The sequence below is a fragment of the Kitasatospora sp. NPDC048298 genome, from assembly GCF_043201465.1.
Classification (GTDB): Bacteria; Actinomycetota; Actinomycetes; order Streptomycetales; family Streptomycetaceae; genus Kitasatospora.
The window spans coordinates 42,486-67,538 of sequence record NZ_JBICYZ010000010.1 but is presented as its reverse complement, the minus strand read 5'-3'; the positions used below and the strand labels follow the sequence as shown (position 1 = coordinate 67,538).

The window sequence follows — 25,053 nt, the reverse complement described above, 5'->3', positions numbered from 1 at the left end:
GACCCGGACGAGGGCGGCACCGGTTCGATCGGGCGTGATCAGGCCTTGGACAGGGTGAAGGAGACCGCGGCGTTGTCACCGCTGCCACCCTGCCAGGTGCACTTGTAGCCGGACGGCGCGTCGCAGCTGTAGCCGTTGCCACCCCAGTAGGGGTTGTTCCAGTGCACCGTGACGCCGTTCTGCTCTCCGACCACGTTGAAGGTGACCGTGCCCTCCGTGCCGGTCATGAAGCCCTCCGACTCACTCGCCCACTTCGCGGTGACACCGGACTGGACCATGGAGGGCGGCATCATGCCGTCGGACCAGATCCCCCACTGCAGGCTCGCGCCGGAACGGGTGAGCAGCTTCCCCGAGTTGTTGGTCAGGTTGACGCTCGTGCTCCGGGAGGCGCTCATCAGGGCGGGCGCCGCGGCAGCCTTGGACTTCTTCCCGATGCTGAACGTGGTGGAGGCGTTGTCCCCGCTGCCACCGCTCCTGGAACAGGTGTAGCCGTCCGGGACGTCGCAGCTGTAGTCGTTGCTGCCCCAGTAGGGGTTGTTCCAGTGCAGCTTGACCTCGCCGCCGTCGGCGAGGGTGTAGGTGATGCTCCCCTCCGTCCCGGTCGCGAACCCGCAGGACTCGCTCTGCCAGCTGGCCGACTTGCCGTTGGGGATGTAGTCGGACGGCAGCATGTCGTTCGACCAGCAGCCGTGGTCGAGCTTCTCCCACGTCTTGGTCAGGCCGGACCCGGTGCTGTTGGACAGCGTGACCTTCGTGGAACGTTCCGCGGCGAGCAGCGGCACGCCCGCCGCCTCGTTCCCGGCGGCCGGGCGCTGCTCCGCGGACGCCTGCGGCGCCGTGGACTGTCCGGCCGCGGCCTGCGCGGACGGGGCGAGGGCGACCGCTCCGGCCGCCATCAGCACGGCGGTGAGCGCTCCTGCGGCCGTACGGCCCAGACCGGTCATGGAGGTCATGCGCATGGGTCTACCAACTCTCTTCGAGGCTGGGCGAACGGACGTGTGTCACGCTCGCCTTGTTCGCATCGGCGGGCGGCGCGGCTCGGTGCCGGCGCCGGGGGCTCACTGGATGTAGAGCTCCCACCTCGGCGCGTTGTCGGCGTAGGTCTGCTCGATCTTCATCAGCACGGCGCTCCCCATGCCGTACAGCACCCAGTACGCCGCCTCCGCGGCGAAGTACGAGTCGTACCGGCCGACCCAGTGCCAGATGTCGATCGCGAGCGCCGACGCGCCCTCCTGGGCGACGGGCGTGACGGCCGCGGGCGCCGCGGCCGGCGCCTGGGCGGGGGAGGCCGCGGCCGCGTAGGCCTGGGCCGTACCGCCGACGAGGACCGCGGCGGCGAGCACGGCGCAGAGCGAGGCCGCACGGATTCGCCTGTTCATGACAATGTCCTTCCTGGAATTCCCCGCGAACGGCCGGTCCCCTGCGACGGATCCGCCCGGCCCGGTCGCGGGCTGCGGTGGCAGTCACAGACTGGCACGGGGCCACCACGCCCGGGCATCGTGGAAAACCGCGAACTTGGCCCGCCGCGGGCCCCGCGAGCACCCGAACGGCGCGCGACGACGCCGAGTTCGGTCGACGGTGGCCCCGGCGCCGTCGCGAACGCGCAGAGCCCGTCAGGGAAGCGGGAAGGATGCGTCAAGGTCTCGGCAACCGGCCCCCGCCCGGCGCGTCACCGCCGCCGATCGGCTAGCGTGGACCGCTCCCCCTCCCGACACCCGTCCCAGGAGCACAGCGCCGTGTCCGACAGCTTCGCGCACCTGCACGTCCACACCGAGTACTCGATGCTGGACGGAGCGGCGAAGAACGGCAAGCTGTTCGCCGAGGCGGAGAGACAGGGCATGCCCGCCATCGCGATGAGCGACCACGGCAACATGTTCGGCGCCTACGAGTTCTTCCACGCCGCCGCGAAGACCGGCGTCAAGCCGATCATCGGCATCGAGGCGTACGTGGCGCCGTCCTCGCGCTTCCTGAAGAAGCAGGTGTTCTGGTCGCCCGGCGGCCAGCGCCCGACCGGCGCCGACGGCGAGGGCGGCAAGGACGTGTCCGGCGGCGGCCGCTACACCCACATGACGATGTGGGCACAGAACGCCACCGGCCTGCGCAACCTGTTCAGGCTCTCCTCCCTCGCGTCGATGGAGGGCTACTACATGAAGCCCCGGATGGACCGCGAGCTGATCGCCGCGAACGCCGGGGGCATCATCGCCACCACCGGCTGCCCCTCCGGCGAGGTGCAGACCCGGCTGCGGCTCGGCCAGTACGAGGAGGCCGTGAAGGCCGCGGGCGCGTACCAGGACATCTTCGGCAAGGAGAACTACTTCCTGGAGCTGATGGACCACGGCCTGGACATCGAGCGCGACGTCCGCGAGGACCTGCTCCGGCTCGCCAAGCAGCTGAACATCCCCCTGCTGGCCACCAACGACTCGCACTACGTGACCGCCGACCAGGCCGACGCCCACGACAGCCTGCTCTGCGTCGGCGTGGGCAAGAACAAGGACGACCCGAACCGCTTCAAGTTCAACGGCTCGGGCTACTACGTGAAGACCGCCGAGGAGATGCGCGAGCTGTTCCGCGACCTCCCGGAGGCCTGCGACAACACGCTCGCGATCGCCGAGCGGGTCGAGTCGTACGAGGAGGTCTTCACCTACGTCGACCGGATGCCGCAGTTCGACGTGCCCGAGGGCGAGACCCAGGCCTCGTACCTGCGCAAGAAGATCGCGGCCGGCCTCCAGCACCGCTACGGCGACAACCCGAGCCAGGAGGTGCTTGACCGGGTCGAGCTGGAGATGGGCGTGATCACCCCGATGGGGTTCGACGCCTACTTCCTCGTGGTCGCCGACATCTGCCAGTACGGCCGCGACAACGGCATCCCGGTCGGCCCCGGCCGTGGCTCGGCGGCCGGCTCGATGGTCGCCTACCTGACCGGCATCACCCAGCTCGACCCGCTGGAACACGACCTGCTGTTCGAGCGCTTCCTCAACCCCGAGCGCATCAACCCGCCGGACGTCGACATCGACTTCGACGATCGCCAACGCGACCAGATGGTGCGCTACGTCACCGAGAAGTACGGCTCCGCGTACACCGCGCAGGTCAACACCTTCGGCACGATCAAGGCCAAGGCGGCCGTCAAGGACGCCAACCGGATCCTCGGCTACCCGTTCTCGATGGGCGACCGGATCACCAAGGCGATGCCGCCGGACGTGATGGGCAAGGGCGTCCCGCTGGCCGACCTCTTCAACGAGAAGCACCCCCGGTACAACGAGGGCACCGAGATCCGGGGGCTCTACGCGAACGAGCCGGACGTCAAGAAGATCATCGACACCGGCCTCGGCATCGAGGGCCTGATCCGCGGCACCGGCGTGCACGCGGCCGCGGTGATCCTCTCCTCGACGCCGCTGCTCGACCTGATCCCGCTGCACATGCGGGACAAGGACGGCACCATCATCACCGGCTTCGACTACCCGTCCTGCGAAGCCATGGGCCTGATCAAGATGGACTTCCTGGGTCTGCGGAACCTGGGCATCATCGACCACTGCATCAAGATCGTGAAGGCCAACCGGGGCGTCGACGTCGACATCGAGAAGATCCCGATCGACGACCCCACCACCTACCAGCTGCTCGCCCGCGGCGACACCCTCGGCGTGTTCCAGCTCGACGGCGGCCCCATGCGCGCCCTGCTCAAGCTGATGAAGCCCACCGAGTTCGCCGACATCTCCGCCGTCTCGGCGCTGTACCGGCCCGGCCCGATGGGCATGAACTCGCACACCAACTACGCGCTGCGCAAGAACGCCCAGCAGGAGATCATCCCGATCCACCCCGAGCTGGAGGAGCCCCTCAAGGAGGTCCTCGGCCCGACCTACGGCCTGATCGTCTACCAGGAGCAGGTCCAGCGCGCCGCCCAGGTCCTCGCCGGCTACTCGCTCGGCCAGGCCGACCTGCTCCGCCGGGCGATGGGCAAGAAGAAGAAGGAGGTGCTGGAGAAGGAGTTCGTCCCCTTCCACGCCGGCTGCAAGGAACGCGGCTACTCCGACGAGGCCATCCAGGCGGTCTGGGACGTCCTGGTCCCGTTCGCCGGCTACGCGTTCAACAAGTCGCACTCCGCCGCGTACGGCTTGGTCTCCTACCAGACCGCCTACCTCAAGGCCAACTACCCCGCCGAGTACATGGCCGCCCTGCTCACGTCCGTCGCCGACGACAAGGACAAGATGGCGGTCTACCTTGCCGAGTGCCGGCAGATGGGCATCAAGATCCTCTCCCCCGACGTCAACGAGTCGGTGGTCGACTTCACCGCCGTCGGCAGCGACGTCCGCTTCGGCCTCAAGGCGGTGCGCAACGTCGGCGTGCCCGTGATCGAGTCCCTCGTGCGCACCCGCGACGAACAGGGCAAGTACACCTCCTTCGCCGACTTCCTGGACAAGGTCGAACTGGTGGTGTGCAACAAGCGCACCATCGACTCCCTGATCAAGGCCGGCGCCTTCGACTCGCTCGGCCACTCCCGGCTCTCGCTCAGCACCGTGCACGAGAGCGCGATCGACGCCGTCACCGGGGTGAAGAAGCAACAGGCCATCGGGCAGGACGACCTGTTCGGCGCCCTCGACGGCGGCGACGGCGGGCCCAGCATCGGACTGGACTTCCAGCTCACCGAGAACGAGTGGCCGCGCCGCCAACTCCTCGCCCTGGAACGCGAGATGCTCGGCCTCTACGTCTCCAGCCACCCGCTCGACGGCGCCGAGCACATCCTCTCCCAGAGCCGCGACACCTCGATCGCCGAACTCCTCGGCTCCGGCCGCTCCGAGGGCGAGGTGCGCCTCGCCGGGCTGATCACCGGCGTCGACCGGCGGATCAACAAGGCCGGCAACGCGTGGGCGATCATCACCCTCGCCGACCGCGACGGCTCGGTCGAGGTGCTGTTCTTCCCCGCGACCTACAACCTGATGGCCGAGCAGATGATCGAGGACAACGTGATCTCGATCCGCGGCCGGCTCAACGAGCGCGACGGGTCACTGAGCGTCTTCGGCCAGGAGATCACCACCCTCGACGTCTCCTCCGCCGAACTCGGCACCAAGCCGCCCGTCCACATCACCGTCCCCGCCGCCCGGATCAACCCCCGGGTCGTCGCCGAACTCAAACTCGCCCTCCAGTCCCACCCCGGCGACGTCCCGGTCCGGCTGCTCACCACCAACTGGGACAAGAACACCCTCTACGAGCTCGGATTCCGGGTGAACCCGGACAACGGGCTCGCCTCGGACATCAAGACCCTCCTGGGCAACCGGGCCTGGGCGGGAGCGAGCATCCGGTCCTGACCCAGGACGTCGCGGCCCGGGCCCGGGCATCACGCTCCGGGCCCGGGGGCGCCGACTCCTCCGGAGGGCGGTCGAAGGCCCGGTGCGAATTCCTCGCGCCGGCCTTTCACATCGGGGGCGGCGGCCTGCCAGACTGGCGTCGAGGGCCGGTCAGGGACGGATGGCCACGGCGGCCAGGCAGGACGCCTGGGCGTCGCTGATCCGTTCGGCGTCCGGCTCGGGGCGCCAGCGGGGGGTGGAGGTGATGCCGGGGTCGAGGAGGTCCCAGCCGGTGAAGAACCGGCTGAACTCGTCGTGGTCGCGGGCCCGGACGGGGTTGCCGTTGTCGCGGTAGACCCGTTCCATGCGGGCCGCGTCCTGGGGGGCGTAGTCGGGGGTGAAGTGGCTCATCACGAGGGCCGAACCGCGGACCGTCATCGCGTTCCTGAGGGTCTCGGCGATCTCGTGGGCGCCCTCGGGGACGAAGTGGAGCAGGGCGACCAGGCTCAGGGCTATCGGCCGGGTGAAGTCGAGCACACCGGTGGCCCGGACCGCCTCCAGCAGGGCCTCGGGCTCGCGGACGTCGGCCTGGACGTACGCGGTGCGCCCTTCGGGGCTGCTGTGGAGGAGGGCCTGGGCGTGGGTGAGGACGATGGGGTCGTTGTCGGCGTAGACGATCCTGGCCCGCGGTTCGGTCCGCTGGGCGATCTCGTGGAGGTTGGGCGAGGTGGGGATCCCGGTGCCGATGTCGAGGAACTGGGTGATGCCGCTCCGGGCGAGCGCGCGGGTGGCGCGGTGCATGAAGGCCCGGTTGGCGCGGGCCGCGAACGGGGCCTGCGGGAAGACGGCGAGGGCGTGTCCGGCGGCCTCCCGGTCGGCGGGGAAGTTGGTCGTGCCGTCGAGGAAGTAGTCGTACATCCGTGCCGTGTGCGGGCGGTGGATGGCGAGGTTGACCTCGGCGTCCGACGGTGTGACGGTGTCGTCGTGCTGCTCTGCTGCCATGCGTTTCCCCCTGCGTCGGCTGTTGTCACGCCCGCAGGCCGGCGCGCACCACGAACCCCGTGGCGAGGTGTGGCGAACCCCTGGCGCGGGCCATCGTCCACTATGCCCACACCCCGCCGCGGACAATCAAGGTGCCGTCCCGCCCCGCCGGGCGCGGGCTGCCCGGCTCGACGTGGTGCGGCCGACCCGGAGCCCAACCCGATCGCTTCCGATCGAATATGACTGATCATCATTTAACTCATCGTCATATGTCAGGTCGTATAAGCCTTTTTGTGATTGCCTTCACATTCGACTCCCCGGAACGATTGGATGTCCGTAGGGAGGACGGCGAGTCCTCCACGGACCCCACCGTGCCCGACCCCGGGTCGGCCGAACGTCGTCCCCCCGGGGCCGACGAGGAGGATCATTGACCAGTGACGACGAGTGGGCAGCGGTTCGGCCCACTCACCGACTGTCGTACCGGCCGTTCTGCGAGCGCCACGAGAAGGCCTGGCGCGCGGTCGCCCGGGCGCGGCTTCACGACCCGGAACTCGTCGACCAGGCGGTCCGCAGCATCCGCCGGGAACTGCGACAGAACTGGGTCGGCGTCCTGAGCCAGCCCGACGTCGAGGCCCACGCCTGGATGATCGCCAAACGGTGCATCGCCGACCGGGAGTTGAGCACCGGCCAGACCCCGCCCAGGGCGGTCCTCCCGGACTGGGCCGTCGCCATCCGGCGCGCCCACGCTCAGGCCCGGATCAGCCTGGAGAACCTCGACAACGACTACGAGGCGCTCTACAAGGCGATCCTGCGCCTGCCGGAGCGCCAGTACGACATGATCGTCCTCCGCTACATGCTGGAAATCGACTACCCGCTGATCGCCACCTACCTCGGCATCACCGAGACCAACGCCCGCACCACCACCAGTCAGGGCCTGGCCAGGCTCCGCCGGCTCCTCGGCGCCGAAACCACCACGGAGGACATGAAGTGACACGGGGACACGACCGCCGGGCAGCCGCCCCCTGGAACTGGCCCTACGGGTACGACGACGAACCCGATCAACCGGTCGAGCTGCCCGACGGCGTGTCCACCCCCGACCTGCGCCGCCTCGTCCGCGCCCGGGCCCCCCTGGGCGCCGAACACCTCCAGGCCCGCCACGAACTCGACCTCGCCGCGACCCTGATCATCGCCCAGCCCGAGGCCCCCGACTCCCTGAAGGCCCTCACCAACAACCGGCAGCGCGTCCACCCCGGCGGCGCGCTCGTCCTGGCGGCGCTGCTCCACCTGACCGGACACGACGACGGCTGCCAGTTCTGGCTGCAGTTCGCCGCCGGCGGCGGCAGCACCACCGCCGCCAGCTGCCTGTCCTTCCTGCACGCCAGCCGCGGCGAGTTCCGCGACTCCGACTACTGGCGCAACCAGGCCGACCGGCTCGCCGCCGAACCCCGCGACCGGGCCGCGCCGACCGCGCCCTGGCCCGGCCGGCCGCTCCCGCCCGCCGTGTGGGCCGAGACCCTCGCCGCCTGCCACGAGGGCCTGACGCTGCGCCTGCCGGCCCGCGTCGCCGCCGTCGTCCACCAGCTGCCCGTCCACTCCGACGACGAGGACCACGGCGAGATCCCCCAGCCCTCCCCCACCCTCGTGGACGACCTCGCCCACGCCTCCAGACACTCCCGCCACCTCTGACACCCGGCCCGGACCCGCCCCGGGCATCCGCTTCGACCCGCCGTTCGACGTGCCCGTCCACCCAGGCCCTATGATGCGATCGATCCGGTTCGATACCGTTGTCACACCGTCGGGTTCATCGCGAACGATCCAGTTGGGGGCCGATGTTGGACGCGTGGGAAATGCTGGAGCCGGCCGTCGCCCGGGTCTGGCCGAAGGTGCCCGACAGCCTGTCCGAAGCCGAGCGCGAACGCCTGGAGGCCGAGGTCCTGGTGGCGCTTCGCGCCCTGGAGGCCGCGCTCGACCAGGCGCCGTCGGCCCTGTCCGGCGCGCCCGGGGATGGTGCGCCCGGAAACGGCGCGCCCGACGCCGTCGAGCAGGCCGCCCACACGGTGGCCGCCGCCTTCGAGGCGCACCCGCCGCTGGGCGACCTCCTGGCCGCCGAGTTCGACGCGCTCACCGAGGGCCGGGAACGCTTCGGTCCGGACGCCCCGCCGCCCTCCTGGGACACGATGCCGCGGTCGCTGCTCGTCCCCGTCCTCTACGCCACCGACCGCGCGCCGGCCACCGGGAACGGCGGCCCCCGGACGGGGCCGGGGTACGGCGGCGAGCGCGGACAACTGTCGTACGGGCAGGCCCTGGTGAACGTCCCCGACGACCACCGGGTCGGCGCCGTCGAGAAGCCCCGCTGGTGGCGGCTGCAGTTCCGCACCAACCCGGCCCGGGACACCCGCCTCGGCGACGTCAGCCCGCTCACCGCCACCGAGTTCGCCGAGCTGGCCCGGGGCCACCACCTCCCGGAGGGCGCCGGCGGCCCCCGGTCGGCGCTGGTGTTCGTCCACGGCTACAACGTCTCCTTCGCCGACGCCGCCGTCCGCGCCGCCCAGATCGCCTACGACCTGAACTTCACCGGCCTGCCCATGCTGTACAGCTGGCCGTCCAAGGCCTCCGTCACGGACTACGCGGCCGACGGCAACGCCGCCCGCCGGGCCGTCCCGTACTTCCAGGATTTCCTGCGGCACGTGCTGACGGACACCGGCGTCGACGAACTGCACATCGTCGCCCACAGCATGGGCAACCGGGTGGTCGTCGACGCCCTGGCCGACCTGGACACCACCGCCCTCCCCGCGGGGGCGGGCCGGCTCGGGCAGGTCGTCTTCACCGCGCCCGACGTCGACGCCGAGGTGTTCCGTCAGCTCCTGCCGCGGATCGTCCGCCAGGCGCGCGGCTGCACCCTCTACGTCTCCGCCAACGACCTGGCACTCGCCGCCTCCCACCGCCTGGCCGAACACCCGCGGGCGGGCCAGGCCGGACCGGGCCTGGTGGTCGCCCCCGGCCTGGACACCGTCGACGTCTCCGACCTCGACACCGGCCTGATGGGCCATTCCTACCCGGGCGACCACCGGTCCGTCCTCTCCGACCTGCACGGGCTGCTGCGCCACGGCCACGGGCCGTCCCAGCGCTACGGGCTGGCCCGGGTCCCGCACCCGGACGGCGCGTACTGGGCCTTCCAGCCGTAGCCCCCAGGCGGCGGTCCCTCCCCCTCCCCCGACCCGACGAGCGAACACACAGGGCATGGCGACGACGATCCCCTCGCAGGGCGGGACCCCCTCCCCGCGACCCCACTTCCTGGACAGCTACCCCTTCCGATGGACCGACCCCGGTGCTGTCGAGCTCCGCGACCTGCTCGCGTCCGTCCACTTCCGGGTCAACCCGGTGCTGGAGCTCGCCCAACAGGCGGGCATCCTCCCGGCCGCGATCAACTGGGACCAGCCGCTGACGCTCGTCTGGTTCGAGCTGATCACCGTCGCCCGGAACCAGGAGAAGCTCCGCCCCCTGCTCGAACGGATCGCCGCCGGCCCGGACGTGGCCCTCGCCACCCGCATCCGCGAACTGCTCGCCGCCCGCCCCGTGCTCCCCGCCCCCGAACCGGAGCCGTCGGCGGACACCTGGGCCGCCTTCCGGGACCCGGACGAGCAGGAACGCCAGATCTTCCGCACCTCCGAGTACCAGGACGTCGCGTTCCTGCGCCGCGGCGCCGAACTCGCCACCGCCGTCTGCCGGCTGCTGGTCACCCACACCGACGGCACGAGCTGCTACGGCACCGCCTTCCGGATCGGGCCCGACCTCCTGCTGACCAACCACCACGTGCTGTACTCCGGGAACCGGCCCGCCGAGGCGGTCGAGGCCTGGTTCGGCTACGAGCAGGACCTCGACGGAAGGGAACTCACCTACCGCACCGTCCGGTGCGACGCCGCCACGGCCGTCGGCCGGCCGGAGGCCGACTGGGCCGTGATCCGCGCCGCCGACCCCCTGCCCGAGGACGCCCTGGTGGTACCGCTCCCCGAACGGGTCTCCGTCGCCGAGGGCGACCGGGTCTGCATCATCCAGCACCCGCACGGCCTGGTGAAGAAGCTCGCCGCCCGCCACAACGTGGTCCGGCACGTGGACGAGCAGGTCGTGCAGTACTGGACGGACACCGCGTACGGCTCCTCCGGCTCCCCCGTCTTCGACGAGCGCTGGCAGTTGGTCGCCCTGCACCGGCGCAACACCCGCGTCGGAGGACTGCTCAGCACGTCGGAGTTCCGCAACGAGGGCCTGCGCATCGAACGGGTGGCCGCGGACCTGGCCGCCGCCGGGGTGAGGTGAGCCGGTGGCACTGCTGGACCAACGCTCGTTCCCGCAGGACGACCCGAGAGCCCAGAGGCTGCTCAACACCCTCATGGATTCCTACGGCCTCCAGCCCGCGTCCCGGCAGCTCGCCGCCCTCGCGGGCATCGGCGCGGCGGAGATCCACTGGCAGGAAAGGATGTTCGACGTCTGGCCGGACATCGTCGAGCTGGCGGCCGCGACCGGGCGGCTGCGCAAGCTCGTCCAGGCCGCCGCCGACGATCCCAACTCCCAGGCCAACGCGGTGGTCTTCAGGTACCTGCTCACCGAGGAGGCGGCCGAGCAGCCCACCGACCCGTTCGGCCACGGCCTGATCAACGACCGGCAGCGCGCCTTCTTCGACCGGAAGTCCCTCCGTGACCGGCTGCGGCAGATGGTCCAGGACCGCGGCCAGCGCGTGCTCACCGTCGAAGGCGGTCCGCGGACCGGGCGGACCTTCACCTGGTTCCTCATCCACCACGTGCTCACCAGCCAGGGGATCGACCCGTGCCGGATCCGGATGAGCCTGTACACCGAGCCGGTCCGGGTGGCCGATCTGACCGCGTTCCTCAACGACGAGTTCCGGGAGTGGAGCATGGACATCGACCACCACTCCTCCGAGGACCAGCAGGCCGACCGGCTGATCAGCCAGCTCAGGGGGCTGATGCGCGAGGAGAGGCGGTCCGGCCCGGCGCGGCCCCGGCACTGGCTCGTCTTCGACGACTCGGAGTCCCTCCGCTTCACCGAACCCGCCCTGCGCGCGGTCAGCCGGCTGGTCGAGGCGGTGGTCGAGGAGGAGATGGCGGACCGGCTGCGGATCGTACTGCTCGCCTACGACGGCTGGCTGCCACCCGACATCGAGTGGCACGCGGCCAGGGAACGGCTGACCCCGATCGGCGTCGCGGACCTCCACGAGTACTTCCACGCGGTCGCCGCGGACGCCGGCTGCCCGATCGACGCCGAGACGGCCGGCGACCTCACCGCCAAGCTCCTGAACGAGACCGGCCACGACGCCTGCCTCCCCGACGGCCCGCTCCCCCTGACCGCCGCGATCCAGCACACGGCTGTCGGCCTCGGCCGAAGCCTCTACCAGGGACGTTGACGACGGTGACCGAGACCATCACCCTGCCGCCCCGCGCCGGCTACCGCGAACGGACCGCCCTGCTCGGCGCGTTCACCGCCGAGAGCCTGGAGACGGCCACGGCGGAGACAGCCGCCGCGGCGAGGGACGCGGACGAAGTCGACGCGTCCCTGCGGGACTTCCTCACCCAGGACTGCGAACGGGTCACCACCCGGGAGGGTCGCCGCTGGCGGCTCACCCCCGAGGTGCGCACCCTCACCATCGAGGCCCTCGGCGGCCCGGAACGCCTACGGGCCGCCCTCACCGCCGCCCCCCGCGCGGATCGCGACGCCGCCCGCGACTGGGCCGAGCGGTTCCTCACCGAACGGAACCCCCCGCTGGAGCAGCAGGGCTTCGACGAGCTCTACGCCGCCCTCACCGTGGTCGGCTGGTTCCGTGACACGCCCGGCACCCGGGCCGCGCTCGCCGACCACGGACTGACCCTGCCGTCCACCGACGAGCTGCAGCACAACCTCAAGCGCGCCCGGCTGCTGCAACCGCTCCGGGCGCTCGCCGACGAGACGTTCACGGGCCGGCGGGACGAACTGAGCACCCTCGGCGGGTACGTGGACGGCCAGGACGGCTACTCCCCCTGGCTCCTGGTCCACGGACCGGGCGGGGTCGGCAAGTCCACACTGCTGTCGCGCTTCCTGCTGGACCGTGACGCCCGGGGCTCCGTCGCCCACCTCTACCTGACCTTCGAGCGTCCCGAGCTGGCGCCGGAACGCCCGCTCACCGTCCTGATCGAGGCCGTCCGCCAAGTCGCCTTGCTGGCACCCTGGTTGAGCCCCAGGGCCGAGGCCCTGGAGCGTTCCCTCCGGCGCGCCGTCGCCGCCGACCTAGGCGCGGAGCAGGACCGCAGTTCCTCGTCCAAACACCGAGGCTCACAGGCACGGGACACCGACCTGCTGCTCCACCGGTTCGGCTCCTTCCTGACCGCCTTCGGGTCCGAGTACGGCGGCCAGGTGCCACTGCTCGTCCTGGACACCTTCGAGCGGGTGCAGCGCCGTGGCCGACACGCCCAGGAACGTCTGCTGCACGCCCTGGACAGCCTGCGCTGGACCTGCCCGAATCTGCGCGTCATCGCCGCCGGCCGCGCGCCGGTCGACGACCCCCGCTTCCGTCACGTTCCGCTCGACGGCTTCGACCCGGCGACGGCCCGCCGCTTCCTGCGCCGGCACGTCACCGAACTCACCCGGGCCACCGACGAGGAGCTGGACCTGGTCACCGACACGGTCGGCCGGAGCCCGCTCAACCTCAAGCTGGCCGCCGCCCTGCTCCGCCACGAGTCCGACGCCCTGCGGGACCCAGCGCTACATGACCAGCTGCGGGAGAAGCTGGAGGCCGAGACCGTCCAGGGCGTGCTGTACCGGCGCATCCTCGACCACCTGGACGACCCGGACCTGCGCCGCATCGCCAGCCCCGGCCTGGTCGTCCGGAAGGTCACGCCGGAGGTCATCCGGCACGTCCTGGCCGATCCCTGCGGCCTCGGCACCGTGGACGAGGACCGCGCTTGGGAGCTGTTCGACCGGTTCCGGAAGGAGGTCTCCCTGGTCGAGGAGGTACCGGGGCAGTTCTCGGTCGTCCACCGGGCGGACGTCCGCGCCGTCATGCTGCCACTGCTCCGGCACGACCATCCCGAGGTCGTGGAGCTGATCCACCAGCGGGCGGTCGCCCACTACGAGGAGAACGGCGACCGGGTCGAGGAGCTGTACCACCGGCTGGCCCTGGGCGAGCCGACCGCGACCCTCGACGACCGGTGGGACGAGGAGGCGGGCCGACTGCTGGAGCCGGCCTACGACGAACTGCCACCGCGCTCACAGGCCTACCTCGCCGAACAGTTGGGGAACATCGCCCCCGAGGAGATCCGGGCGCAGGCCGACGACGAGACCTGGGCCCGACAGGCGCTGCGGGCAGCGGATCAGCTCCTCGTCGACGGCCATCCTGACGAGGCGCTGGCGGTCCTTCAGGAACGTCCCCAACAGGTGGGCGAGAATGGCCTACTCGCCGCTCAGTACATCAACGTCCTGGCCGCCCTGCGCCGCTGGGACGAGGTGGACGCCATGGCCGACGCCATTCTCGACGACGAGACCGACCCGATCACCACCGCCGCCATGCTCATTCTGCGCGCCCAAAGTGCCACGGGTCGTGGAGACTTCGGCCTGGCTCACGAACTGCTCAACCGAGCCCTGCTCGCGGCGGAAGCCATCCAGGACACGTTGGTCCTGCTCGGCATCAATGTGGTCCTCCTACGCCTGCACAGGACGGGCGGTTCGCTGGACTCGCTCGACGCCCGGCGACTTCGCACCCGCACACTCGCCATCGTCAGCGAGCTGGACCCGCGCGACATCGCCCGGAATCCTGACCTCGTTCGCAAGATCGCCGCTGAACTCGGCGACGATGCACCCGAGTTGGTCGCCATGACTGCCCAGCAGTCCGGCGTCGACCTCTCCGACGGGGGTGACGCCGCCCTGCGCGACACCCTCACCCCTGACGAGTTGCAGGACTTCACCCGGACCACCGGCGTCGACGTCCCGGTCGCCACGACCGACGCGGACACCGACACCGACCCGTCGGGCCCCGCTCTCACCAGCGTGGACTTCGGCGACGCCGTCAACACCTACCTCGGCCGGGACGGCGAGTACCCCGAAGCCTGGAACACAGCAGTGGTCCACAACCTCCGGCACGAGGTGGACACCGTACTGCTGCCCCCCGCCGCCGACCACCCGACGGCCCGTGACATCACCCACGACGCCGTCGTCTTCCTTCCCGGCTTCATGGGCAGTGCGCTCCTCGACACCGAGACCGGCCGACGCGTCTGGGGCGATCCGAAACCCTCCAACCTCCTCCGGCTGGGTCTCCGCAACCTCCCCTCGCTGCACGTCACCCCCGCCGAGCGCGCGGGCAGGCCCGGCCGCCTGCGCCCCGACGGTCTGCTGCGCGCCCCGGCCTGGCTCTCGACACTCGGCGGCCTGGAAAACTACCAACCCCTGCTCGACGTCCTGCACACCACCGTCCCCCACCAGGACGCCGTCCTGCCCTTCCCCTACGACTGGCGACTCTCCGCCGAGGTGAACGCGCGCCTGCTGGCCGAGGCCGCCCACCACCACCTGGCCGCCTGGCGCGCCAGCCCGCACCGCCTCCGGGCAGCAGGGCCCGGCGAGGAACCCCGGCTGGTCTTCGTCGCCCACTCCACCGGCGGACTCGTCGCCCGGGCGGCGCTGGCGGCCGACTCCCGGCTCGCCGCGCTCACCCGCGACCTGGTGACCATCGGCACGCCCTTCCACGGCACCCCCGCCGTCGCCGAGATGCTCAGCAGCCGCCGCCGGTTCCTGCCGCGCTCCCTGCACGGCCTGGCCGCCACTCTGCCCGGGGTGTACGACCTGCTGCCCGACTTCCGCTGCGTCGAGACCGACGACGGACCGCGCCGACTCCACCTCAACGACATCCGCCGTCTCGGCGGCAACCCGAACCTAGCCGCCGCCGCCCTGGCCGCACGGGCCGCGGAGTCCCGCGCGCCCTTCCTGCCCCGCACCCGCGCCGTGGTCGGCATCGGCCAGCCGACCGTCCAGGGCCTGCGGCTCACCGAGGACGGCGTCGAGCCGCTGCTGACGGCACCGCGCACCCACGCCGACGGCCGCCCGTACCGGAGCGTGTCTGGCGAAATCGTCCGTTGGGACCGCGGCGGAGACGGTCTCGTCCCCCGCGATGCCGCCGCGCCCTCCGCCTCGAACGCCGTCCTGTACGTGTCCGGCCGGCACGGCACCCTCCCCTCGGATCCGAACGTCCTGGAGCTCGTCCGGTCCGTGCTCACCGACCGGCGGCCGGCCGCCCACCGGCCCCGCCCGGCCACGGGCGCCCTCCAGCGCCCCGGGCTCGGCCTGTCCCTCCCCGAGACGGCCGTCTCCGGGCAGCCCTGGCCGCTGATGGTGCACGGCGCGCCGCCGGACGGCACCACCTGCCGCATCGCCGACGAGGCCACCGGGGCGACCGTGGCCACACCCCGGCTCCTCCTCAGCGAGGCGACCCTGGTCGCCGCCGTCACCCTCCCCCGGCCGGGCCTCTACCGAGTCACCGTCACCTCGGGCGCCGAACGGGTCAGCGACCTCCTCCTGGCCACGGGCCTCGTCTGACACCACGACAGGAAGGGCGGCCGGAGCGCACTGCTCCGGCCGCCCTTCGCATCCCCCGGGGCCGGTCGGCCCGCTGTCCCACACACCAGGGTGAATGCCTCCTCGTTTGGGGGCATTAAAGCTATTTGTCGGATTTTCAGACGTCATACTACACCCGTACGGTCACTGTGGGTAGCGGCTCATTCACTGCACGCCCCTGCCCCACGGTTGCCCGCCCGCATCACCACCACTGTCCAGCACACCGTGTGACACCGGGTCGCTCAATCGAAGGGAATCGTCATGAGGCGCTGTCCACCCACCAGCGGAGGCGAGCGAAGACGCCATGGACCGGTAGCGCTCCGAGACCGCCTCACCCGGGCGGCACTGCCCCTCCTCCTCGCGTTCGCCACGGCGTCCGCGTCCTTCACCGCGCCGGCGGCGCACGCCGCCGACACCCCGACCACGTCCACCGCCGGTGCCACCGGCCGTCACACCGGCCGTCAGCTGCCGGTGACCCTGACGAAGACCGGCACCGACCTCGCCACCGGCAGCACCACCACCGCAGCCCCGGGCGACCCCGTCCGCTGGGTGGTCTCCGCCACCAACCCGGAGAACGCGCCGGTCTCCACCACGATCACCGACGTGATCCAGGGCGGACCGGGCAGCACCCCGCAGACCCAGACCTACGTACCCGGCTCGCTCCAGGTGCCCCCGGGCTTCTCCAAGGAGTGGTCCACCAACGGTGGCACCACCTACACCACGACCGACTCGGGCACGGCCACCAACGCCCTCCAGGCGAGCAACCCCAAGCTCTCCGCGCCCGCGACCGGCGCGGTGGTCCCGATCCCGCCACCGTTCAAGCCGGTCAACACGGCCACCGGCGGCGACGGCTTCACCCCCATCCTCTTCACCGCCACGATCAACGGTGTCGCCACGCCCCAGGCCTGGAACATCTACCACCACGGGTCCTCGAACACCGCCGCCGTGGTCTGTACGGACCTGCTGAGCAACGGCCCCTGTCCGACCCCGAGCGGCGCGCCCACCACCTGGCCGCAGGCGCTGAACTCCTCGGTACCCGGCGCGACCACCGGCGACCTCGGCAGCACCCGGACGCCGACCTACGTGCTGGTCGGCTCCAAGCTGTACTACGCGGCGGTCGACCGGGTCGTCTTCCAGCGCATCGGCGTCGGCTGCATCGACCTCCAGGCCCAGGCCAGCTGCGGTTTCACGGTCCTCCAGCAGGGCAGCGGCACGGTCATCGGCGGCGTGGTCGAGGCACCGAACGGGTTGATCTACGCGGTCTCCAGCACCGGCGAGATCCTCTGCTACGACCGCACCGCCAACGCCTCCTGCGGCACCTTCAACATCGGACTGCCCCCCAACGAGGCCGGCGGCTTCCCCGGTGACTACGTCGGCACCATGACGGTCATCGACGGCAAGGTCTACGTCACCGACAACCAGCGGAACCCGCTGCCGTCGGTGATGGGCTGCTTCGACCCGTCGACCGGCGCCGCCTGCACCGGCTGGGCCACCCCCAAGGTCGTCGTCACCCCCATCAGCAGCGGGCCTGCCCGGGTCGACAACGTCTTCGCGATGCACGACTCCTCGGGCGCCGCCACCGGCGTCTGCACCGTCGCCGGCGGCGTCTACCAGCAGACCAACCCGCCGATCGGCACCCCCGTCTGCTTCGACTTCGCCGGCAACCCGATCGCGGCGCCCCCCAGCCTCCAGACCCTGGTCAGCACCAACGTCGGCCCCGGTGAGGCCAACTACCAGGTCCCGTTGACCATCACCTCCCCCAACGGGCACCTGGAGACCGAGTTCCCGTTCTGGCTCTACACGGGCAACACCCCGACCCTGAGCAGCACCCTGTTCTGCTACGACTGGACGATCCAGGGCCCGTGCGCCCAGTACGGCAGCAACGGCGTCGTCAACGGCCCGCCCAACGTCAACGGCGGCCTCACCAGTCCGTACGGCTTCGCCTACGACGGCCAGTGCAAGTACAGCCTCGGCGACGCCGGCTACCTGTTCTCCCTCGACCCGGTCACCGGCGCCTCGCCCTGCCTCAAGACCAGGGCCCAGAGCACCATCAACCCCTCGGCGTACTACTGCGACGGGGCGACCGGACACGTCAGGTCCTACGGGACGGTCAGCCTCTTCGGCATCGACCCGACGACCGTCAACTTCAACCAGTCCACGGTGACCGTGCTGGCGTCCGACGGCACCACCATCGGCACCTTCCCGTTCGACCCGGCCACGGGGACGGCGGACATCTCCTCGGTACCGATCACCGACCAGCCCATCCAGGTCATCGGCAACATCGACCTCATCAACGACTCCTCCTTCACCGGGGGCCAGCCGCAGATGCAGGTCACCTTCGTCGGTGACGCCCCACAGATCTGCTTCGACACCACGGTGGGCACGGACTGCTCCGTCACCTCCATCTCCAACCAGGCCTCCGCCGTCACCAACGGCAGCGCTCCCGTCACCTCCAACACCGTCACCCTCCAGGTCACTCCCGGACCGGACTGTGCGCCGCAGCTGACGATCAACAAGGAGGTCTGCACCTCGGGCAACGCCGGCGACTGTGCGGACGGTGGACCCGGGCCATGGGCGAAGAACGCGACTGTCGCTCCCGGCGGCACCGCGTACTGGCGGATCACCGTCACCAACACCGGTACGGTTCCCGTCACCGGCATCACCCTCACGGACAGCGTCTCCCCGTCGTGTGTGACCGCTGCGGGAACGTTCGATCTCGCCGCTGGGGCTTCGCACCAGGTGTTCTGTGACCTGACGAACGTCACCGCACACACCGTCAACACCGTGACGGCTTCGGGCCACGGCCCCGACGGTACGCCCATCACCACGCCTCCGTCGGAGGCGACGGTGGACGTGCCGTCGATCAGCATCAACAAGGAGGTCTGCACCTCCACCAACGCCGCCGACTGCGTGGAGGGCGGTCCGGGCCCGTGGGCCAAGAGCACCACGATCCCCTCCGGGAACACGGCGTACTGGCGAATCACCGTCACCAACACCGGTACGGTTCCCGTCACCGGCATCACCTTGACGGACAGCGTCTCGCCGTCGTGTGTGACCGCTGCGGGGACGTTCGACCTCGCCGCTGGGGCGTCACACCAGGTCTTCTGTGACCTGACGAACGTCACCGCACACACCGTCAACACGGTGACGGCGTCGTTCCCGGGTCCGGGTGGCACACCGATCACCACGCCCCCGTCCGACGCGACGGTGGACGTGACCCCGCCCGCCGCACCGTCGATCAGCATCAACAAGGAGGTCTGCACCTCCACCAACGCTGCCGACTGTGTCGAGGGCGGCCCCGGCCCCTGGGCCAAGAGCACCACCATCCCCTCCGGGAACACCGCGTACTGGCGGATCACCGTCACCAACACCGGCAACGTCCCCGTCACCGGCATCACCCTCACGGACAGCGTCTCGCCGTCCTGCGTCACCGCCGCGGGAACGTTCGACCTGGCGGTGGGCGCGTCGCGGCAGGTCTTCTGCGACCTGGCGAACGTCACCGCACACACCGTCAACGCCGTGACGGCGTCGGGCCACGGCCCGGACGGCACCCCGGTCACCACACCCCCGTCCGACGCGACGGTGGACGTGACCCCGCCCGCCGCACCGTCGATCAGCATCAACAAGGAGGTCTGCACCTCCACCAACGCCGCCGACTGCGTCGACGGTGGTAGCGGCCCCTGGGCCAAGAGCACCACCATCCCCTCCGGGAACACGGCCTACTGGCGAATCACCGTCACCAACACCGGCACGGTTCCCGTCACCGGCATCACCCTCACGGACAGCGTCTCCCCGTCCTGCGTCACCGCCGCCGGCACCTTCGACCTCGCCGTCGGCGCGTCGCACCAGGTGTTCTGCGACCTGACGAACGTCACCCAGCACACCGTCAACAGCGTGACGGCGTCGGGCCACGGCCCGGACGGAACCCCGGTCACCACACCGCCGTCCGACGCGACGGTGGACGTGCCTGCGCCCACTCCCTCGATCAGCATCAACAAGGAGGTCTGCACCTCCACGAACGCTGCCGACTGTGTGGAGGGCGGCCCCGGCCCGTGGGCCAAGAGCACAACGATCCCCTCCGGGAACACGGCGTACTGGCGAATCACCGTCACCAACACCGGTACGGTTCCCGTCACCGGCATCACCTTGACGGACAGCGTCTCCCCGTCCTGCGTGACCGCTGCGGGAACGTTCGACCTCGCCGCGGGGGCGTCACACCAGGTCTTCTGTGACCTGATGAACGTCACCGCACACACCGTCAACACCGTGACGGCGTCAGGCCACGGCCCGGACGGCACCCCGGTCACCACACCCCCGTCCGACGCGACGGTCGACGTGACCCCGCCCGCCGTCCCCTCGATCAGCATCAACAAGGAGGTCTGCACCTCCACCAACGCCGCCGACTGCATGGCGGGCGGCCCCGGCCCCTGGGCCAAGAACACCACCGTGCCTTCGGGCAGCACCGCCTACTGGCGGATCACCGTCACCAACACCGGCAACGTCCCCGTCACCGGCATCACCCTCACGGACAGCGTCTCGCCGTCCTGCGTCACCGCCGCGGGAACGTTCGACCTGGCGGTGGGCGCGTCGCGGCAGGTCTTCTGTGACCTGGCGAACGTCACCCAGCGCACGGTGAACACCGTGACGGCGTCGTTCCCCGGCCCCGGCGGCACCCCGATCACCACGCCCCCGTCCGAGGCCACCGTCGACGTGACCGGCACCCCGTCGCTGATCGTCGACAAGAAGGTCTGCGAGTCCGACAACGCCGCCGACTGCGGTGCCGGCGGGACCGGGCCGTGGGTCAAGGAGGTGACCCTGCGCAAGGGGAACGGGCCCGAGGACATGTGTGAGCCGGACAAGTGCCTGGCCTTCTGGCAGATCACCGTCACCAACAACGGCACCGCGGACCTGACCGGCATCACCCTGAACGATGCCCAGGAGCGGGGTTGCGAGGTGGCGGCCGGGTCGTTCGACCTGGCGGCGGGTGAGACGAAGACCTTCTACTGCTCCAGCCTGATCAGTAAGGACACCGTCAACACCGTCACCGCCTCCTACGTGCCGCCGAACTCCCCGCCCGGGACCGCGCCGGTGACCACCCCGCCGTCCTCCGCGCTCGCCCGGTGCCTCCCGCCGTGCGAGGAGAAGTGCGACCAGCACCACCCCGGCCACGGCCACGGCCACGGCCACGGGGACGGCCACGGGGACGGCTGGGATCACGCCGAAGGCCCGAAGCAGGACAACACCGGCAGCGGCAGCCACCTGGTGGCGTGGCAGAACCCCTACCTCCAGTACCAGGGTTGGACACTGCCGGCGGAGTTCGACTCGAAGCTGCCCTACCTCACCACCGGTTTCATGTTGACCGACTTCGACTGGCTGATGCCCCTCCTGGCCGCAGAGGGAGGAGCGGCCTTCTGACGCCGATCGGGCTGAACCAGCCCTGAGCGGAAGAAGGGTGGTGGGGGGGGGGGGGGCCCCCGCCCCCCCCCCCCCCCCCCCCCCCGCCGCCCCCCCCCGCCCCCCCCCCCCGGGCCCCCCCCCGCCCCCCCGCCCCCGGGGGGGGGCCCGCCCCCCCCCCGCCGGGGGGCCCCCCCCCCCCGGCGGCGCCCGGGGGGGGGGGGCGGGCCCCCCCCCCCCCCCCCCCCCACCACCCTTCGTACGCTCCGGCGCGGACCTCGACGCCGAGGTGACCCGAGTCGTCCGCGTGGGTAGGCGAGGGGTCGGATCGTCCACCACTCAGGAGCAGACCAGATGACCTCACCCGAGACCGTTCCCGCCGCCCACTCCTCACTCGGCGCCGACTCACCGGCCTCCGGCGGGGCGGCACCGACAGGAGGCGGGCCGACCGGGCCGGCCTGGCTGGCGCAGGTGTCGGAGGTGCTGTGCGACGGCATGGACGCGGACGCGGCTCGGGCCTGGGCGCGCCGGGTGCGGCGGGAGTTGGCACGGTTGAGCGGCCGGGTGCCGTTCAGCGTGATCCACGACTGGCACTGTTCGGCTGTCGGCCCGGTGCTGGCCGAGGCGAGCGAGCGGCACGGCCGGTCCGCCGCGTCCCTCCAGGCCGTCCTGGCCTTGCACGCGGGTGCGCTGAGCGGTCGTCGGGTCGACGAGGCCACGTGGCGCGCGGCCCTCGAACCGGAGCTGCGGGAGCTCTTCCACCACGCGTACCCGTACGCCGAGGCCCATGCCACGGCCGCTGCCGCCGCCGGCTCCTTCGCGCTGGCGAACGGCTACGACGCGGCCGAGGCCGCCCGGTACGGCGAGACCTACGCGGAGCTCAACACCACGGCCAACGTGCGGGCCCATGCCGACGCGAACGCGCTGGCCAACTCGGCGGCCCTGGCGGCCGCCTACGCGGCGGCGGACCCGGACGCCTATGCCGAGACCTGCCCGTTCGCCCGGGTCCGCGCGGTGGTGCGGGTGCACGCCGACCGGCGGGACGAGCAAGGCGAGCGCGCCACCTGGGCGCGGCTGGCCGACGGCCTCGCCGACAGTCTGGCCCGCGCGGACGCGGCCTGAGCCGGGCCGCTCAAGGACTGAGCGGCCCGGGCCGGAGCCGGTTCAGCCCTTGAGCGGCCCGCCGTTGATGGCGACCCGGCGGCCGTAGCGGGTGTGCGGGTGGTAGTCGTAGGTGGCGTAATGCTGGACGCAGCGGTTGTCCCAGAACACCAGGGTGTTGGGGGTCCAGCGGATGCGGCAGGTCAGCATGGGCCGCTGGGCCGGCAGCGCGCAGAGCAGGTCGAGCAGGGCCCGGCTCTCGTCGGCGGACAGCTGGGGGATGCGCGCGGTGTAGGCCTTGTTGACGTAGAGGATCCTGCGGTCGGTCTCGGGGTGCCGCACCACCAGCGGGTGCTCGTTCCTGGGGATGACGTATCCCGGCGGCGGGGTGTGGCCCTGGAAGGCGACGAGGCCGTCGTGCACGGCGGTCAGGCCGTCGAGCAGCCCGCGCATCGTCGGGGACAGCATCTCGTACGCCAGGTGCATGTTGGCGAACAGGGTGTCGCCGCCGCTGCCCGGTTCCGGTACGCGGGTGATGTGGAGCATCGACCCGAGCGAGGGTTCGGCGTCGGCGGTGCCGTCGGCGTGCCAGCCGTTGCCGGCGACGTTCTCGGCCGCGGCGTCGGTGCTGATCTCCAGGATGTACGGATCGGCGTCGACCGGGGGCGGGTTGACGGGGCGCAGTTCGCCGAAGTGCGCGGCGAAGCGCTTGTGGTCCTCGTCCGTCAGGTGCTGGTCGCGGAACACCAGGACGTGGTGGTCGAGGAACGCCTGCTTCAGTTCGGCCAGTTGCTCGCCCGGCAGCTCCCGCGAGAGGTCGACGCCGGTGACCTCGGCGCCGATCACCGGGGTGACGGGGTCGACGGTGATGGTCCGGTACTCCTTGGCGGGCCTGGTGGTGACGGCCCTGACGGCGTCCAGTTCGTACTGCTCCATGACCTGCTCCTGTGGTGGGGTGCTTGGTTTCGTCACAGCCCGCGGGCCAGCAGGTCCGCGAGGACCAGCCGGCCGAAGGCCAGGTTGCCGTGGATGGCGTCGTCGGCCTCGCACAGTTCGGGGCGCTGGAGGCCGTCCGGTCCGGTGGTGCGGGCCCGGAGGTCGACGAGCTCGACGCCGAGTTCGTCGAGCGCGCTGCGGACGGTCTCCTGCGCGGCCGTGAACACCGTCGGGTCGGACTGCTCCGGCACCCGCTGCGGCGGCAGCACGGCCAGCACCCGCAGGCCGAGGCCGAGTGCGTGGCGGTAGAAGGCCAGTGCGTCGCGGACGGTGGCGCGGACGACGGCGTCGAACAGCGGTCCGGTGAGGAAGCCCGGGGCGAAGCCGCCGTCGCGGCGGTAGAGGTGCCAGTTCTCCCGGGTGGCGACGAAGTGCGAGCTGAGGCCGAAGGTGCACACCAGCGGGACCGCGAGGTGCCCGAGGCCGTCCACGTCCAGGTCGGCCAGGAAGCTCCGGTAGTAGGCGTCGGCCTCGGCCTTGCGGAACACGACGTCGTGCTCGCGCGGCTCGAAGAAGTCGTCGGTGAACTCGCGCCCGGCGCCGATCGGACCGCCCTGGAAGGGGATCCGGGCGGCCTTCGCGGCCCGTCCGATCGGGCCCGCGTGCGAGTCGCCGAGCAGCAGGAACCTAGCGGGGGCGGTAGTAGTCGAGGACGGCGTCGTCACAGGTGTCCACCCCCTTCGGCTCCGCCGCCGGCGCGCCGGTCCGGACCGGTCGCGGGTCGGCCGCCGGGCGCGGGCCGGCCGCCGGGCGGGACAGCCCGGCCATGAAGTGGCGCATGACGAAGTCGACGCCCTCGGGCGTCACTTCACGCAGGTTCGGCGCGTAGAACCGGCTGCGGAACGGGAGGCCGGTGATGAGTTCGTACGACGGGAAGTAGTCCACGTCGTCGAGTTCCCGGGTCAGTTGCCCGGCCACCGTCCGCAGCAGCGACTTGGAGTAGGTGTTGGCGGTGAGCGCGTGGCCGCCGGTCGCGGTCGCGGTCAGCGGGTGCGGTGAGACGGTCAGCAGGACCCGTAGCCGCGGGTTGGCCTCGCGGGCCAGTGCCACGGCCTCCGTCAGGTCGCGGCGGACCTCCTCGAAGGTGAACTGGTGGAAGACGTGGCGGTCCGGGTCGAAGGTGCCGCGCACGGTGCCGGGGCAGGACGGGAGGACGGTGCCGTCGGCGCGGTCCCGCCACGCCTCGGTCAGGCCCAGGGTGAAGACCAGGCAGCCGGCTTCGGTGACGGCCTCGCGGATGGCGGCGAGAGTCCGTGCCCGGGCGGCCAGCATCTCCTCGGCGGAGGCGTGGCCGCCGGGTTCGACGGACGGGCGGCAGGGGTCGTGGTACCGGCCGTCCTCCAGCCACGCCTCGGTGGGCTGGGTGGTGCGGCCGAAGGCCCAGGAGAGCCACTGGCGCAGCATGGCGGCGGTGTAGATGTTCCCGGTGCGGAACGAGAACACCCCGTAGTGGCGCGCCCTGCGTTCCTCCTCGGTCAGCCCGGGCGGGGCCGGTTCCGCGTCGTACCAGTTCATGCCCCGCTCCAGCAGGGCCCGGCCGATGTGCGCGGCGAAGCAGGATCCCGCGGTGAGGACCGGTTCGTCCTGCCCGATCTCGAACGCGGGCGTCCACAGGTCGTCGATGGCGAGCGGGTCGGGTTCGGCCACGGCGGAGCGCCAGAACGAGCGCGCGGGGAGGGACTGGTAGGGGTTCACGAGGGACGGTCTCCGATGGTCG

At 71.4% G+C, this 25,053-nt stretch carries 15 protein-coding genes; 9 read left to right on the top strand and 6 right to left on the bottom strand.

Annotated features, from left to right (window positions below; all coding sequences use genetic code 11):
• Window positions 1-38: 38 nt before the first annotated feature.
• Both ACGF0D_RS11210 and ACGF0D_RS11205 read right to left on the bottom strand, forming a co-directional pair.
• Complete coding sequence (locus ACGF0D_RS11210) at window positions 39-953, bottom strand: Crystal protein ET79 (protein WP_392914855.1); 915 nt, start codon at window positions 951-953, stop codon at window positions 39-41.
• Between the two features lie 105 nt (window positions 954-1,058).
• Window positions 1,059-1,379 carry a hypothetical protein gene (locus ACGF0D_RS11205; protein ID WP_392914854.1) on the bottom strand — a complete coding sequence of 107 codons (321 nt, stop codon included), beginning with the start codon at window positions 1,377-1,379 and terminating at the stop codon, window positions 1,059-1,061.
• Window positions 1,380-1,736: 357 nt separating this feature from the next.
• Between ACGF0D_RS11205 and dnaE the strand changes: the two genes are divergently transcribed.
• On the top strand, window positions 1,737-5,300 hold the full coding sequence (gene dnaE / locus ACGF0D_RS11200) for a DNA polymerase III subunit alpha (protein WP_392914852.1): 3,564 nt from the start codon (window positions 1,737-1,739) through the stop codon (window positions 5,298-5,300).
• A 150-nt stretch (window positions 5,301-5,450) separates the two neighbouring features.
• On the opposite strand, the gene ACGF0D_RS11195 is transcribed toward dnaE, so the two are convergent.
• Window positions 5,451-6,281 carry an SAM-dependent methyltransferase gene (locus ACGF0D_RS11195; protein WP_392914851.1) on the bottom strand — a complete coding sequence of 277 codons (831 nt, stop codon included), beginning with the start codon at window positions 6,279-6,281 and terminating at the stop codon, window positions 5,451-5,453.
• Window positions 6,282-6,687: 406 nt separating this feature from the next.
• Here ACGF0D_RS11195 and ACGF0D_RS11190 point away from each other — a divergent pair, with 406 nt between their 5' ends.
• The 8 genes from ACGF0D_RS11190 to ACGF0D_RS11155 all read left to right on the top strand — a co-directional run bounded on the left by ACGF0D_RS11190 (window position 6,688) and on the right by ACGF0D_RS11155 (window position 22,361).
• Window positions 6,688-7,251, top strand: a complete 564-nt coding sequence (locus ACGF0D_RS11190; RefSeq protein WP_392882116.1) for an RNA polymerase sigma factor — start codon at window positions 6,688-6,690, stop codon at window positions 7,249-7,251.
• A complete protein-coding gene (locus tag ACGF0D_RS11185; RefSeq protein ID WP_392914848.1) occupies window positions 7,248-7,946 on the top strand; it encodes a hypothetical protein in 699 nt (232 codons plus the stop codon). The genes ACGF0D_RS11190 and ACGF0D_RS11185 overlap by 4 nt, the downstream gene beginning before the upstream one ends.
• Before the next feature lie 161 nt (window positions 7,947-8,107).
• Entirely contained in the window at window positions 8,108-9,445 is a 1,338-nt protein-coding gene (locus tag ACGF0D_RS11180; RefSeq protein WP_392914845.1) for an alpha/beta hydrolase, read from the top strand.
• A 55-nt stretch (window positions 9,446-9,500) separates the two neighbouring features.
• Window positions 9,501-10,574, top strand: coding sequence for a trypsin-like peptidase domain-containing protein (locus ACGF0D_RS11175; protein WP_392914843.1), 1,074 nt, complete (start codon window positions 9,501-9,503; stop codon window positions 10,572-10,574).
• 4 nt (window positions 10,575-10,578) lie between these two features.
• On the top strand, window positions 10,579-11,676 hold the full coding sequence (locus tag ACGF0D_RS11170) for an effector-associated domain EAD1-containing protein (protein WP_392914841.1): 1,098 nt from the start codon (window positions 10,579-10,581) through the stop codon (window positions 11,674-11,676).
• Window positions 11,677-11,681: 5 nt separating this feature from the next.
• Window positions 11,682-15,827: an AAA family ATPase gene (locus ACGF0D_RS11165; RefSeq protein WP_392914839.1), complete on the top strand. Its 4,146-nt coding sequence runs from the start codon at window positions 11,682-11,684 to the stop codon at window positions 15,825-15,827.
• A 279-nt stretch (window positions 15,828-16,106) separates the two neighbouring features.
• Window positions 16,107-21,260: a hypothetical protein gene (locus tag ACGF0D_RS11160; RefSeq protein WP_392914837.1), complete on the top strand. Its 5,154-nt coding sequence runs from the start codon at window positions 16,107-16,109 to the stop codon at window positions 21,258-21,260.
• Between the two features lie 333 nt (window positions 21,261-21,593).
• Window positions 21,594-22,361 (top strand): SpcZ, encoded by a 768-nt coding sequence (locus ACGF0D_RS11155; protein WP_392914836.1) that lies wholly within the window; start codon window positions 21,594-21,596, stop codon window positions 22,359-22,361.
• Between the two features lie 42 nt (window positions 22,362-22,403).
• On the opposite strand, the gene ACGF0D_RS11150 is transcribed toward ACGF0D_RS11155, so the two are convergent.
• The 3 genes from ACGF0D_RS11150 to ACGF0D_RS11140 are packed head-to-tail and all read right to left on the bottom strand — an operon-like array spanning window position 22,404 to window position 25,031.
• Complete coding sequence (locus ACGF0D_RS11150) at window positions 22,404-23,276, bottom strand: TauD/TfdA dioxygenase family protein (protein WP_392914833.1); 873 nt, start codon at window positions 23,274-23,276, stop codon at window positions 22,404-22,406.
• Window positions 23,277-23,308: 32 nt separating this feature from the next.
• On the bottom strand, window positions 23,309-24,001 hold the full coding sequence (locus tag ACGF0D_RS11145) for a hypothetical protein (RefSeq protein WP_392914832.1): 693 nt from the start codon (window positions 23,999-24,001) through the stop codon (window positions 23,309-23,311).
• Complete coding sequence (locus tag ACGF0D_RS11140; protein ID WP_392914830.1) at window positions 23,964-25,031, bottom strand: GSCFA domain-containing protein; 1,068 nt, start codon at window positions 25,029-25,031, stop codon at window positions 23,964-23,966. Before ACGF0D_RS11140 ends, ACGF0D_RS11145 begins: the two co-directional genes overlap by 38 nt.
• Window positions 25,032-25,053 lie beyond the last annotated feature (22 nt).